The sequence below is a fragment of the uncultured Sulfitobacter sp. genome (assembly GCF_947502895.1).
GTDB lineage: Bacteria > Pseudomonadota > Alphaproteobacteria > Rhodobacterales > Rhodobacteraceae > Sulfitobacter.
The window spans coordinates 920,422-934,501 of the sequence record NZ_CANNBM010000002.1; the positions used below are offsets into that span (position 1 = coordinate 920,422).

Sequence of the window (14,080 nt, forward strand, 5' to 3'; positions counted from 1 at the left end):
AAAGAGGCCATTACATGCTAAAATTTGAACAATCGCCGCGCGGCATTCACGCAGTCAGCCCTCCGTTACGGGGTGCGCTGGCACGTTCAGGGGATGTCTCGGGCAGCTAGATAAGGGACCGGTCAGATGATGCTGGCAATGGGCATTTGCTGCAACGTCCATGTCGGATAATCCGAGCGGACAAGATCGGCGCGTTTAAAGTCAGGCTCGCGCAGGCGAATGCGGTCCAACTGCTTGTTCGCCTCTTCGGGGCGTTCAAGAGCGTGGTTGATGACGAACATGAAGCGGTTGACCGCCTGACAGTTCGCTTTTGATATCTGGGAGTATTTGCCCAGCAGTAAGGCCTGTTCATACCGCCCTGATGCCGTCTCTGCGATGCAGGCGTGCAGCAGCAGGGACGGACGGCACGGCAGCCCTTCGGAAAGCAACCGCCCACGCCGCGCAGCCTCGATCGAGAGAGAGTTCTGACCCAGTAGCGTCAGCACATTGGATTTAAAGGCCCAACCCATCGGGTTACTGGGGTTCAGCTCAAGTGCTTTGTCGCACAACATCTGGCCCAGCTTGGGATCACTGTCGTTCACAAAAGACTGCTGGCCTGCAAACAGCAGCGCGTAGGAGTTCAGCGGATCATCCATGATCGCTTGCGCGTGCAGTTCGTGATGGTCCAGCGGCTCAAGAAAACTGTCGGTCAGATGCTCGAAAACGGCTGTATTGCGCAAAAACGCGCGCCACGACAGATATACACCCTTGGGGTGGATTTCATAGGCCGCCCGCAGCAGCGCGTCCGCCTGCATCAGATCGGATTTGCCAAAAGAAAACAGCAACCGCAGCGCGCGACTGGCCAGACATGTGGCAAATTCGCCTGCTGTTGTCTTCTCTGCCTGCTGTTCAATCGCATACTGGATTCGCGAAACGCACGATTGCGCCAGACTGCGCAGCCGCCAGACGGCTTCATCATCGCAGTGCAAATCACAGGCCACGACCGGCGATTGCCAGAGGGTCCATGAGGCCGAGAGCGTCTCTAGCGTGACAGAAACATTGTGCTGTGCGCCCATCGTGACAGAGGTGAGGCGCAGAAATACGCCTGGTCCGGGGCTGCTGGGGCGGTCTGTCTGGCTGGCGTCCAGATCCAGTACACGGTACGCGCCCAGCTCTAGCAGAGAGTGGATCACGTCGTCGCGGACGAACTTGAGAGTTTGGTCAGATCCCGGACTGTCGTTGCCTTCGGTGACGATCACCAGAATGGGGTGTTCGGTACGCGCATCGCTTTCTGTTGAAACGGTGTTTTGGCGTAAATCCCTGATCCAGCTTTCAAATTCGGGGTCACGGATATCCAGATCTTCGCAAATCTCCTGCCCTTGGTCCGATGGGTCAGCTGCCGCAAGGCGGGTGAGCGCGGGATCAAGCTGTACCCAGCCTGCATCACAAACCAGCGCATTTTTCTCGGCTCCCAGCGCACGGCGCAGATCGGCAAGCGCCTGCCGCATGGAGCCCGCGGCCTGCTCCGGGCCACGATCACTCCACAGTTTGTCTTGCAACCAAGCGCGCGAGCGTTTGAAATCTTTGGAGAAAGCCAACAGAGCAATCAGGCCGCGCGTCTTCTTCCCGCGCGGGGTCAAATCCTCTCCGTCCGATCCACGGACACTCACCTGCCCGTATAATGAAACTGTTAACATTTGTCTCTCCCGAGACTGTTAATACCACTGATCCGACCAAAACGCAAAACTCCTACAACGTGAAAAAAACGTTAAAGGCCAAAGTTGCTGTTTGCAGATGGGAATATTGGCGCTCTTATTGGGGTGAAACGACGACAACGGGGGTTATTATGTCATTTTCACTCTATAGCAGCGCAGGATCGGCGGGCAGTGCAGGTTCAGCGGGCAGCGCGGGCTCGGCCGGATCGGCGGGCAGTGCGGGCAGCGCGGGCAGTGCAGGATCGGCTGGTAGCGCCATGACCAATCACGCAGGCGGGCCGAACAATACGCTGATCTCCAGTGCCGTGGCACTGGCGCTGGAAGGTGTTTTGCCCAGCGCACCCAGCCCTATTGATGCGGTCACCCCCGTAACAAGCGGGCCAGATGCACTGGAACGGATGAACCCGATTTTTCGACGGCTGATCTATCTTGAGCATTTGAACGCTGACGTCACAGTTGCGGGTACACCTGCGCCCGCGCCATCCGACGCGACCAAAACAGTATCCAACGGCACGGTCGCCCTGAACGGTGCAGCGGTTTTTGATCTGTTCGGACCGGTTGAAGGCACTGTATTTGATGCACAGGCCGACGCGGTAATTCGCGCCAAGGATTTGCGCGGTGACAGGCTGGCCGAGATCGTTTTGCAGCAATCAGATGTTCTGAGCTTTTACGGCGGACTGTTACAGCTCAATGGGATATCCCAGCCTTGGGCGCTGGAACTGCTCCGCTCGGTCCTTGAGGCGGCGATGAGCGTGGTGGCACAGATCAAATATGCCGTCCCCGTTGCGCGCCCGATTGACCTCATGCGCGATGCGGCCCCTGTGATCCAGACACCACAACATTCGACCATGCCCAGTGGCCATGCCGCCGAAGGCTTTGCCGGCGCATATGTGCTGAGCCGTCTGGCAGGTCATAGCGATGCAGACACGCTGAGCGAGGCCAATCTGTTTATGCGCATGGCCACGCGCATCGCGGAAAACCGCACCGTTGCGGGCGTTCATTTCCCGATGGACAGCATGGCGGGGGCCTGTCTGGGCATCACGCTGGGACGCATCTATGCTGCCAAGCTGGGCATTGCGGGCCTGCCAGCAGCCGCCGAAGGCTTTTCGGTGGATGCAACCAAATTCGGCAATCAGGACTTTACCGCACCTGCCTTTGACACGGTCGTCAACACAACTGCCGCAACCCCTTCCGGACTTGCTTGGCTCACGCGGACGGCCCCGCTGACATTGCCCGCTGCCACGGACGAGCTGAAGGATTTGCGCAGCCGTGCAGAAAAGGATCTGGCGCTATGACCAAGTGGTCAGAACCGTTGCCCCTGCCGAAGGGTATGCTTGACCCTTCGACAGCAAGCCTTCTGGTGCTTTCGGATCAATCAGCCCAGCCCAGGTATCTGGATGTGGCACAATTGGCCGAACAGATTGCGGGTTTCGGCAAAAACATTGCCGAAGCGCCCGAGCAGGCCACAGCCGAACTGTTCAGCCAGTTGGCAGATGCCGTGCTGGAACGCACAGAGGTCGAAGAGGGTTTTGTCAGGCTGCCGCGCAGCAACAAAAAGAGCGGGCTGCACCCATCGGGCCTTCTGGGGCCAGTGATTTCGCGCGATGCGATCCACGGGGCTGATGGGGTCGCCGAAGGATTCGAAGCATTCAGCGGGGGCAGCCCGTTTCGCGCACCACAGCAAACCGCGCAAAAATCGATCCAGAAATCCAGCCCGTACAAGGCTGCTGCTGGCAAGACAGTCGCGATGGGGATCGCAGATTTCTCTATCGCGTTTTTAAACCGACGCTTCCGCAAGGCAGACGGCTATTCGCGGTTTGAAATGCTCTGGATACAGGACCGTGTTCCATTGGATGCGTTCAAGCCGATGTTTCCAACCTATACGTTGCTGGGCCTTGGCACCTTCTTGATGCGTCATGACATTGACGCGCTGATCGATCATTTCACCAAAAATGGCGTGCTGGACGAAGACGCTGCCTATGGCGCTTTTTCAAAGCCGCCTTTAGGGATGCAGGACAGTTGGGCGCTGCGCGAAGGGCATGGCACGGCGATACTGGATCACATGGCCGGAGCTGATCCAGGGACGCATGACACCGATCGCCCGCTTTACGGGGTCGAGCTGCCGACATCGGTGCTGCTGGACACCTCGGGGCAACAATTGCTGCCGCCTTTGCTGCTGGGGCTTGCAGCGATTGCTGTGACGTCGCTGTTTTTCAGCCCTGCGGCAGGCAGTGCCGGCATGATCGCAGGGGCGCCTTTGGTCATTAATGCCAGTCTGGCGTTTACGGGCGGGCCTGACAACGGCACAGGCCAGAGTGGTTTTGCCACATTGCTGGGGGATACAATGACGGCCCTGCAAACTCTGCCCCACGAGAGCCTGGCCCTGACCATCCCCACTGGCAACCACCGGCAGGACCGTGTGCATGGACGGCTGGCTGGCGGCAGGATGGAGCATATCGCATGGGGCCTGCCCCCCGATGATCTGACCCCCAGCAGCGTCGAGATCTTTGTGAGGGATGGCACTCCGCTCGAACAATTCGAGCTGACCTTGCCAGGCGCGGCCCCGTTAACGCTGTCAGCATCGGCAATCCCTGCGCCCGGATTTTATGCTGATCTGGTCCAGAACGGACAGATCATTGCGCGACTGGCCCATCCGACAGGATTTGGACCAGACCACTATACCCTGACCGTCGCGCCAACTGCGCGGCGCGATATGACCCATCCTGTGGCCCCGTCAGGCACTTGGGATCTTGGCCTGAAATCATGCGGTGCTGCAATTGATCTTTGGGTGCGCCGCGATGACCGTCTGGAAGGGTTTAACAGCACGGGCCGCCAGTCATGGTTCGTGGACGCCGCCTATCTGCTGCTGGACGATAACGGTGATTTACTGGACATTGACGTGCCCCGCACGGGTGCGCCTGCCCTCAAGGTCCACCGCGAGGGGACCGGATCCGTCCTGCTGGATGCCCTCAACGGTGGTGCGAACGGCATTATCGGCGTCGCAGGCCTGCAAAACGGTGGCAGCCAGCCTTACCGCTTCAGCGGCGCGCGACGCGCGCCCAATGCGCAATCGGTTGAAGCCGCAGTGGCAGAGGTCAGCCGTCTGCGCGGCGGGCCGATTGCTGCCGCGCGGCGCAGCGGCACGGTGACACGGCCTGCCGGCACCTCCATCGCCTCTGCGATCTATGCCCGACAGTTTGCAGATACCATTTAGATACATACCAAACCTCCCTGACCTGCCCCGCTCAGCCCCATGCTGCGCGGGGCTTTTTTTATGCCTGACAGAGCAGATTTTGACGCCTTTTCACGGCGCATTCACGGCCGCCTGACACGTGACTGACGCCCTGTGTCTAGCCTGAGGACATCTGCACCAAAGGAGATACCGAAATGCCATATAAAATCCTCATGCGGAACGTGCTGACACTGGCAGAATACGCAACGCCGACAAATGTTCTATCCATCGGGTGTGAACGCCTCATCGTGGAACGGCGCGAAGCGGATGGTGCCCATCTGACCATCACAGAGGCCGGAAAATGCGATCCTTCCGAGATTGATCCGCCCAAAAACCTCAAACTGGGCAATACGCTGGTGGGCACGCTGATCCGCAGCGATCTGGCGCGCAACCGCGAGACATTCATCTTTAACCGTGATGTTCCAGCCGGATTGGTCGGCGATATGCCCTCTGCCTTCTTTCCCGGCGATGGCTGCGTCGAGGTTGAGTGGACGGGCAGCCGCGCCACGCTGCGCGCTTCGGGCCGACATCTGCACGGGCTGAGCGAGACAGGCGTCGTGATCCACAAGTGCGAGCCGTTCGAGGACCCTAGCGAGGGTCTCACGTGGCTGTTCGACGCCATTCGTGTGCCGTGGTCCGGCGAAGAGACACCCAATACCGAGGAGCTATAAGCCATGACAATTTCGCACCCAAAGCCACAGCCCAATGGCAGCGCACGCCGCCAATACTCACAGCAGCAACGCGCCAGTGCTGCGGTGCAGGCCAACGCCCGCCCCTTGTTGCCTACCACCGCCAATGGCGAAGAGGCCGCGCATACAGACAGCTGGCCATTCCAGTTTACCAAAGGGCTGCCCCATGACGCACGGGGGTTCGTCGCACCCGAGGCATACCGCCAGTTTGTCCATGCGATCAACGCGCCCTCGCCCTATTCTTCAACCGCGCCATTTGACGTACCACTGGGACCGCGCGATGCCTTGGGCGCATTGCCGCCAGAGCGGGATTTTGACGATACCGGACTACAACACACATTCCATTGCACAGGCCCCGAAGGCACGCCGCTGCACGTGCGCAACTGGGAAAGCCCGCGTTCGGGCCATGTTGCGGATTTGCAGGGGGCGGATGCGGATGATTTGCCAATGCCGCCCGCCCCGTCGGCAGGCACGGACGAGTTGACGGCAGAAATGGCCGAAGTCTACGGCCTTGCCCTGCTGCGCGATGTACCTTTCACCGCCATTCGCAATTCCGACCAAACGCCTGGTGCTGCGGGCAGCAGCCCTGAATCGGTACAGGCCGCGCTGAACCAGTTGCCGTGGTTTCGCCCTGAAGAGCCTGTGACAGGCATTTTCGCCGATATCGGAGAGCCGCTGAGCGAGCCCGAGAAAGCCCGTCGCGCGGCACGGCTGCGCGGGCGCAGCGCGCTGGACGGTCATTCAATTTTCCGCGGCTCTGCCCCTGGTTCTATGACTGGACCTTATATTTCACAGTTCATGCTGGCGGGAACGACTAAAAACCCGATGGACGGCTTTATCAAATACGGGGTTCAGACCATCTCGCAGAAGATCGCCACGTTTAAGCCGCGTCTGGACTATATGGGCGATTGGCACAGCTGGCTGGATGTGCAGAACGGCGCCAACCCGCGCAGGCTTCAGGAACTGGGCGGCTATGCCGAATGTCTGGAGGAGATGCCGCCCAGCGAATTGCCGCCCCGCTTTATCGCGACGCCGCGCGATCTGGCGTCATATGTACGAATTGACGCGCTGTATCAGGCCTATCTGAACGCAGCATTGATGTTGCTGGGCAAGGCGACATTCGACACCGGCATGCCCTCGGGCAAGAAAGACAGCCAGCGCGGCAGCTTTGCCACCTTTGGCGATCCACATCTGCTGGCACTGCTCACCGAGGTTTCCTCACGCGGGCTGAAACTGGTGCGGCGTCAGAAATTCAACTACCACCGCCGCGCACGGCCCGAGCGTCTGGGCGCGATGCTAACGCTGGTGGCCAACAACGATCTGGACGGCTTGCCCGCCTGTGCGCGCCAGAACCTGATCCGTATGCATGGCGAATTGCATCACACAGGCCTGTTGGACCAGATCAACGCCCACAACATGCAGCAGCTTTCCCACGCAGGAAACCCTCTGGAAAACCGCGGCAATATCGGGGAGCGAAGCCTACTGCTGCCTATGGCCTTTATTGAGGGATCGCCCATGCATCCCGCGTATGGCGCGGGCCATGCCACTGTGGCGGGCGCCTGTGTAACCATCCTCAAAGCCTTCTTCCAGATGTTCAAAAGCGAAAGCAGCTGGGAGCCGTTGACGCTGGCCGATATTGGTATGGATATGATCTATGAGGCGGAAGATGATGGCAGTGCGCTGCGCGACAGCGGCGACCTTGCCAGCGAGATCACCGTTGAAGGCGAATTGAACAAACTCGCGGCCAATATCTCCATCGGGCGCAATATGGCCGGTGTTCACTACTACTCCGATTACCACGACAGCCTGCGTCTGGGCGAGCGGTTGGCAGTCAGTATTCTGGAAGAGCAAATGTTCACCTACCCCGAGCCTTGGGACATGCGCCTGCACGGCTTTGACGGGGAGCAGATCACAATCCGCAATATGGCCACAGCAGGTGGGCTGAAACCGCAAGTAGATATTGCCGGTCAAGACTATCGCGAATGGCTCGGAATAGGCACCCACCGCGTAGCACACGCCTACGTGTAATGCCTGCGTCGGGCCGTCCTCCTCCCTGCGGCCCGACGCCCATCGCCCATGTTTCAGGATTAAGATTATGACCGACCAGACCGTTACAATTGGACCGATCCCCCCTGGCGGGCTGCCTGTTGCCCCAGAGCCCTTTATTCCTCGCGGCCACAGCTATTCCCGCCAAGCGGCATATTTTGTCTCCGCCATGTCTACGTTATTTGTCTTGGGGCTTTTGGGCTATCTGTTCTACTCGGCCTACATGCAATCCAGCCAGATTTTCTCGCTCAACGGGGACGGCGCGGCCGTACTCAAAAGCGGCGATGCACTCCACCCCAGCTTTATGGAGCTGGAGTACCAAAAGCTGAAGAACGCACGTATCGGTCATGCATTACTCTACCGGTTTTCGATCTCGGTCGCAGCGATTGTTGTCTCGCTCACCACGATTGTTCTGGGCAGTGTGCTGATCTTTGATCGCGTCTATTCCTCGGACGCCAACAAAGCAGGTGTAAATCACAAAAGCGGGCTCAGCCTGAGCGCAGAGAGCTCATTCCCCGGAATGATAATGATATTTCTGGGCACGTTCTCACTGCTGTTCAGCGTCTATTACGCAGGACCGGGCGCACCCAGCATCACGACAACTGATGTCCCTGTTTTCACCCGCGATCTCAACATTGATCGGTATAAACGAAACATCAACTCGACCATTTCGACGAATGTCGTGACCGAGGAAGCGCGCCCTACCACGTTGCCTGCGCCAGATCCACAGCCCGAAGCCATCACGCCAACCCAAGACTAGGAAAAAACCGATGAAGCAATATTTGATCCCCTTGCTGCTCATCGCGGCCCCTGTCAGCGCGAACGAAGATCTCGCCCAACAGGCCCTGACGTGCCTCGTTAAGGAAGTGTCCCCCGAGATTTACGCGAGCAATAACTGCAAATCATTTCGGAACGGGATGCGATATGCGCAGCAGCGGATCGGCGCGGTACAACAGGGCAACGGTCCGATCCAAAAATTCCAGCAAAAGCTGCGACCAAACGACAGCCAGCAGTTTTATGATCAGCTGAACGAGCGTGCGCTGTCAGCTTCACCAGTGCAGCGAGACTACCTGCAATGAGTATAGCTTGAACACAGACCCTAGGGGCAACTGCCGATCTGTGCGCCTTCTCGGAGTGATAACAAACTGGACGCAGTACGATTTTGGCAGCACACAGGCAGCTACAACTCGGACAGGTGCGGCGGGTTGGCGCCGCTGCGCGAGACGGTGATGGCCGCTACTTTGGCACCGTAAGCCAGCGCCGTCTGGAGCTGCTGTGCGGTGATCGCTGGCAACGTATCTTTGCTCAACAAACCGTCGCGGTGCAGTTGCGCCATCATTCCTGCGTTGAACGTGTCGCCTGCGCCTACTGTATCTTTGATCTCCACCTTCGGTGCTGCAACACTCACCATAGGTTGCCCGACAGCATGGGCTGTGGCCCCGTCGGCCCCTTTGGTGACGACCACCAGATGCGCGCCCAGCGCGTGAAGGCGGGCCACTTGCGCGTCCTCGCCTTGTGCATCGTTCACGATCCAGTCCAGATCTTCATCAGAGACTTTCACGATGCCGGCGACCCCGATCATACGGTCCAGCCGCGCACGGTAGGCTTGCTCATCCTGAATAAAGCCGGGACGGATGTTCGGGTCCAATACAATCAATGCTTGATTGGCAGTGCGCAGCGCCAAAGCCTCATAGGCGCTGGCAGCCGGCTCGGCACATAGGCTGATCCCCCCGAAATAGAGCGCGGATATATCCGCGCCCAGATCCGGAAGATCATCAAGGCCCAGCATCCGGCCTGCGGTATTTTCGTCATAGAAAGTATACTGCGCATGGCCGTCCGTTAGTGTCACAAACGCCAGCGTGGTGGGGCGATTGCTGCGCACCACCAAATCCGTTTGCACACCGGACGCGTTCAGCGCCTCGGACAGTTGCACGCCAAACAGATCGCTCGACAGGCCAGAGAAAAACTGCACTGGCGTCTCCAGACGGCCCAACGCAATGGCGGTATTGAAAATCGCCCCACCCGACAGCGGCATAAAGGCGGCGCGCGCCTCTGCTTCCCCTGCCGCTTGGGCAGGGACCATATCAATCAGGGCTTCACCGCAGCATAAAATCATCTCAGCTGTCCTTTTTGTGCGGCGTCAGGTCAGACGCAAACCCGATGCGGTGTCAAAACGGTGCGCCAATTCAGGCTTGATGGTGAAACCGATGGTTTCGCCCTTTTCGGCCTGCGGGGGTTTCTCGGTTTTGGCGATAAATTCAACACCCGTGGATGTCTGCAAATGCACCAACGCATATTCACCAAGGTTCTCGACCAGCTCCAGCGTGCCTTGCACCACGGCATCTTCAACCGCGCAGGGCACCAGATTTTCGGGGCGCAGGCCGATCTGCAAATTGCCAGCCAGTTCCTGACCCAGCACCGCTGTGGCGTTCGGGGCCAGATCGGCTGTCTCAAAGAAGTTCATTTTCGGGCTGCCGATAAACTGCGCAACAAAGGCGTTCGCGGGGCGCTCGTACAGGTCGATGGGCGAGCCTACCTGTTCAATCCGGCCATCGCGCAGCACGACGATTTTATCCGCCAATGTCATCGCTTCGACCTGATCGTGGGTCACGTAGATCATCGTGGTTTTCAGCCGCTCGTGCAGGCGGGCGATTTCCAGACGGGTCTGAACACGCAGCGCCGCATCAAGGTTCGAGAGCGGCTCGTCAAACAAGAACACAGACGGGTCACGTACAATTGCACGGCCAATGGCTACACGCTGGCGCTGACCACCCGACAGGTTGCGCGGACTCCGCTCAAGATAATCGGTGATTTGCAGGATGTCGGCGGCGGCTTTCACGCGGCGGTCAATCTCGGCGGGGTCGGTCTTGGCCTGTTTCAGACCAAAGGCCATGTTTTTGTAAACCGTCATATGCGGATAGAGCGCGTAGGTCTGGAACACCATCGCCACGCCGCGCTTGGAGGCCGCCACGTCATTTACTTCGGTATCGCCAATAGCGACGCTGCCGCCCGAAATTTCCTCAAGCCCCGCAATCATCCGCAACAGGGTGGATTTGCCACAGCCCGACGGGCCAACAAACACGACAAACTCGCCATCTTCGATGTCCAGATCGACACCGTGCATGACTTGCACATCGCCATAGCTCTTTTTCACATCACGAAGGGTCAGACCGGCCATTTTGTTTCCATTTCACTGATTTCTTGCCGCAGGGCTTGCGTAAACTGCGGATAAGTTTGCGGGAGATGCCCCCAAAGCTGGGCAGAGGTTACAAAAGCGTCTGTTGCGATCAGCGCCTTGAGATCATCCCAGCTGGGTTCAAGATATTCGAAGGGGATTTTACCTGCCTGCACATGGCGGGCAAAAACATACCAGCTTGCGATGCTGCGCAGCGCGTGAACAGGCATAATGCCCTGCGCCAGACAGCCCTCAACCGTGGGACGGATGAAGATCGGGAATTTTGCCATGCCATCTGCACAGATGCGCGCAACAGTATCGCCGATCGCGCGGTTGCTAAAACGGCGGGCGATATCGGCAAGATAGTCTTGCTTGGAAAACGGCAGCGTCAGCGTGAGCGCAGGCAAAACCTCTTGCGTCTCGAAAGCATGAAAATGCGCGTTCAGGTGCGGGATGCGCATGGCTGCGTCAAATGTTTCGATCCCCTCAAGGGCGGCCAGATAAGTCAGCGCCGTGTGGCCGCCGTTCAGCACCCTGATCTTGGTTTCTTCATAGGGGTCCACATCGGGCGTGACCGTCACGCCGACGCGGGCCAGATCAGGCATAGGGCCTGCTGCATGATCTTGCAGCACCCACTGAATAAAGTCTTCGGCCATCACGGGCGATTGCACATCACGTCCCACCAGCGCAGACAGTTCCGGCCCAAGCTCGGCAGGGCTGCGCGGTGTGATGCGGTCAACCATCGAACAGGGAAAGGCCACGTTTGCCTCGGCCCACTCGGCAAGCGCCGCGTCGCCACAAGCGCGCAGATAGGCCAGCAGATTGCGATGCAGCATCTTGCCATTCTGGCGGATGTTATCACAGCACGCGATGGTCAGCGGCGCGCCTGTGTGGTCCATGCGCTGCTGCAATCCTGCGCGCAGATATGCATAGACAGTCTGGCCGGTACCGCCTGCAATCTCGGCGGCGACAGTGAGGTCCGACAGGTTCAGATCGCCAACAGGGTCGGTGTAATAGCCGCTTTCTGTGACTGTGATCGTCACCAGATGCACCGAGGCGCGGGCCAGCAATGCTTCGGTGCCTGCACGGTCCGCACTCCAATCGACAAACGCCACATGGCTGCGCACGCGGCACAGGGCAACCTGCCCGTCTGCGGAGTAGGATTTAAGGTAGTAGCCGTCGTGGCGCGCAACATCTTCGCCCGCTGTGCGGAAATGCCCGCCCTCGCTGGCGCGCAGATTTACGGCTGCGATACCCCAACGCAGATCACCTGTCGCCTCCATATAGTCGTCGAGATATACAGCTTGGTGCGCGCGATGGAACGCACCAAAGCCCAGATGCACAATGCCTGTTTCACAGTCGGCGCGGTCATATTTAGTGGCATAGATCGGGGCGTGGGTGGCACTGTTCATTTGCTGTCCTCCGCCTGTGGCATCAGGTCTTTGCGCGCAGTGGCGCGATATTCCGACGGGGTCATACCCTTCACTTTCAAAAAGTGACGGTTGAAATTGGCAAGGTTCTTGAAGCCTGAGTTCTGCGCGATGGTGATGATCTGATCGTCCGAGGCATAGAGCATGGCACAGGCCTGCCCGATGCGGATGCGGTTCAGAAACTCGACAAAGCTGTGGCCCGTGACAGTCTGGAAATTCCGGCTAAAGGTCACTTCGGTCATGCCAGCCATGCTGGCGGCCTCGGCCACGGAAAAACTGTCGTGATAATTTTTGGTCGCGTAATCGATGACCTGCGCGATGCGCGCTTGTTTGCTGCCGCCTTCAGGCTGGACCATGCGCGCCACCGACAGTGTCTTTTTCTCGGCATGTTCGTTCAGACGCACGAGGAAACGGATAAAGGCGAGAATACGTTCGGCGCCCTTGTTGTCGCGGATCGCTTCCATGTGTCCGCGTGCAAAAGTGCCGTTAAACCCTTCGAATTGAATGCCCGACTGCGCCAGTTGCAACATATGCAGCACCTGACTGAATTCGGGAAACCCCTCGGCCAGTTTGACCACGCTTTCATGGTTGAACTGAACCAGCATATCCCGCGTGACCACAGGCTCGGTCCAGACCTGATCGGTGATCCAGTTGTGCGGCAGGTTCGGCCCTGTCATGAACAGATCGCCTGCTTTGAAATCGCCGATATAGTCACCGACAAACGCTTTGCCGCGTGTCGCAGTGATCAGGTGCAGTTCGTATTCCTCATGGGCGTGCCAGCGGCACAGGTCTGTAGGCCAACCGTGCTGAAGGTAGCGGATAGACCGCGTGGAGCGGTCGACCATTTCGATTTCGGGGGTCATGATGGACATAAATCTACCTCAACACTGTGCAGCCAGCGGCGCGGGCGTGGCGATTGCCGCCCCCCGCACAACCGCGCGCATCAGGGGCAAGGATACACCCGTTATCATTTCACCGCACCAAATGTCAGACCCTGCACCAGCTGCTTCTGGCAGAACCAGCCCAGCACGATGATCGGGCCAACAGCGGCAGTCGACACAGCGGACAGGCGGCCAAAGAACAGACCCTCTGGTGCGCGGTTGCCTTCAATCAGTTTGGACAGGGTAGCCGCCTCTGTCGTGGTCAGGCGTACGGTCCAATAGGCCTCGTTCCAGCAAAAGATGAAACACAGCAGCGCAGTCGAAGCCATCCCCCCCCACGCCAGCGGGATCAGGATGTCCTTGATCTCGCCCCAAGTGCTGACACCGTCCATCTGCGCCGCCTCGATGATCTCTTTGGGGATTTCCTTGAAATAGGTGAACAGCATCCACACGACGATGGGCAGATTGATCAGACACAACACAAGGATAATCAGGAAATGCGTATCATAAATTCCAAGGAAGTTCTTGGTCAGAAAGGTCATCGGGTACAGAACCGCCGCTGCTGGCAGCATCTTGGTCGAGAGCATCCACAGCAGCACGTCCTTGGTGTGGCGGCTGGGGTTGAATGCCATCGCATAGGCCGCAGGTACCCCCACCACCAACGCAAACAGCGTGGCGAACGTCGATGTGATGACCGAGTTGATGGCAAAGCGCCAATAGTCATAATTCTGCGTCATGTTGGTGTAATTTTCCAACGTCGGCGTAAAGCGGAACAAGAATTCCGGCTTGACCGCATCAGCGTCGGTTTTGAAGCTGGTGAACACCATCCAGAAGATCGGAAAGAAGAAAACCAGCGCCACGATCCATGCCACGACAGGCCAGATGATGTGTCCGAATTTGGATTGTTCTGTTACGGCAGCCATTGCTACTCTC

General features: G+C 58.5%; 12 protein-coding genes. 6 read left to right on the plus strand and 6 right to left on the minus strand.

Translation table 11 applies throughout. The features are described 5' to 3' along the window. Window positions 1–122: 122 nt before the first annotated feature. Complete coding sequence (locus Q0903_RS12490; protein ID WP_299028050.1) at window positions 123–1,676, minus strand: hypothetical protein; 1,554 nt, start codon at window positions 1,674–1,676, stop codon at window positions 123–125. Window positions 1,677–1,825: 149 nt separating this feature from the next. On the opposite strand from Q0903_RS12490, the gene Q0903_RS12495 reads away from it, so the two are divergent. The 6 genes from Q0903_RS12495 to Q0903_RS12520 all read left to right on the plus strand — a co-directional run bounded on the left by Q0903_RS12495 (window position 1,826) and on the right by Q0903_RS12520 (window position 8,740). After that, window positions 1,826–2,989, plus strand: a complete 1,164-nt coding sequence (locus Q0903_RS12495; protein ID WP_299028046.1) for a phosphatase PAP2 family protein — start codon at window positions 1,826–1,828, stop codon at window positions 2,987–2,989. Beyond that, entirely contained in the window at window positions 2,986–4,908 is a 1,923-nt protein-coding gene (locus Q0903_RS12500) for a hypothetical protein (RefSeq protein ID WP_299415739.1), read from the plus strand. Before Q0903_RS12495 ends, Q0903_RS12500 begins: the two co-directional genes overlap by 4 nt. Before the next feature lie 173 nt (window positions 4,909–5,081). After that, window positions 5,082–5,597, plus strand: a complete 516-nt coding sequence (locus Q0903_RS12505) for a hypothetical protein (RefSeq protein WP_299415742.1) — start codon at window positions 5,082–5,084, stop codon at window positions 5,595–5,597. A gap of 3 nt (window positions 5,598–5,600) precedes the next feature. Continuing rightward, a complete protein-coding gene (locus Q0903_RS12510) occupies window positions 5,601–7,643 on the plus strand; it encodes a hypothetical protein (protein ID WP_299415744.1) in 2,043 nt (680 codons plus the stop codon). A gap of 67 nt (window positions 7,644–7,710) precedes the next feature. Then, entirely contained in the window at window positions 7,711–8,421 is a 711-nt protein-coding gene (locus Q0903_RS12515) for a hypothetical protein (RefSeq protein ID WP_299415747.1), read from the plus strand. 10 nt (window positions 8,422–8,431) lie between these two features. Next, window positions 8,432–8,740, plus strand: coding sequence for a hypothetical protein (locus tag Q0903_RS12520; protein ID WP_299415750.1), 309 nt, complete (start codon window positions 8,432–8,434; stop codon window positions 8,738–8,740). 101 nt (window positions 8,741–8,841) lie between these two features. On the opposite strand, the gene Q0903_RS12525 is transcribed toward Q0903_RS12520, so the two are convergent. The 5 genes from Q0903_RS12525 to Q0903_RS12545 form a co-directional block, all read right to left on the minus strand. Continuing rightward, window positions 8,842–9,777: a carbohydrate kinase gene (locus tag Q0903_RS12525; protein ID WP_299415752.1), complete on the minus strand. Its 936-nt coding sequence runs from the start codon at window positions 9,775–9,777 to the stop codon at window positions 8,842–8,844. Window positions 9,778–9,801: 24 nt separating this feature from the next. Continuing rightward, window positions 9,802–10,839 (minus strand): sn-glycerol-3-phosphate ABC transporter ATP-binding protein UgpC, encoded by a 1,038-nt coding sequence (gene ugpC / locus Q0903_RS12530; RefSeq protein WP_299415755.1) that lies wholly within the window; start codon window positions 10,837–10,839, stop codon window positions 9,802–9,804. Further along, window positions 10,827–12,248, minus strand: a complete 1,422-nt coding sequence (locus Q0903_RS12535) for a mannitol dehydrogenase family protein (protein ID WP_299415758.1) — start codon at window positions 12,246–12,248, stop codon at window positions 10,827–10,829. The genes ugpC and Q0903_RS12535 overlap by 13 nt, the downstream gene beginning before the upstream one ends. Next, complete coding sequence (locus Q0903_RS12540) at window positions 12,245–13,138, minus strand: AraC family transcriptional regulator (RefSeq protein ID WP_299028024.1); 894 nt, start codon at window positions 13,136–13,138, stop codon at window positions 12,245–12,247. Before Q0903_RS12540 ends, Q0903_RS12535 begins: the two co-directional genes overlap by 4 nt. Before the next feature lie 95 nt (window positions 13,139–13,233). Beyond that, window positions 13,234–14,070, minus strand: coding sequence for a carbohydrate ABC transporter permease (locus tag Q0903_RS12545; protein WP_299028021.1), 837 nt, complete (start codon window positions 14,068–14,070; stop codon window positions 13,234–13,236). Window positions 14,071–14,080 lie beyond the last annotated feature (10 nt).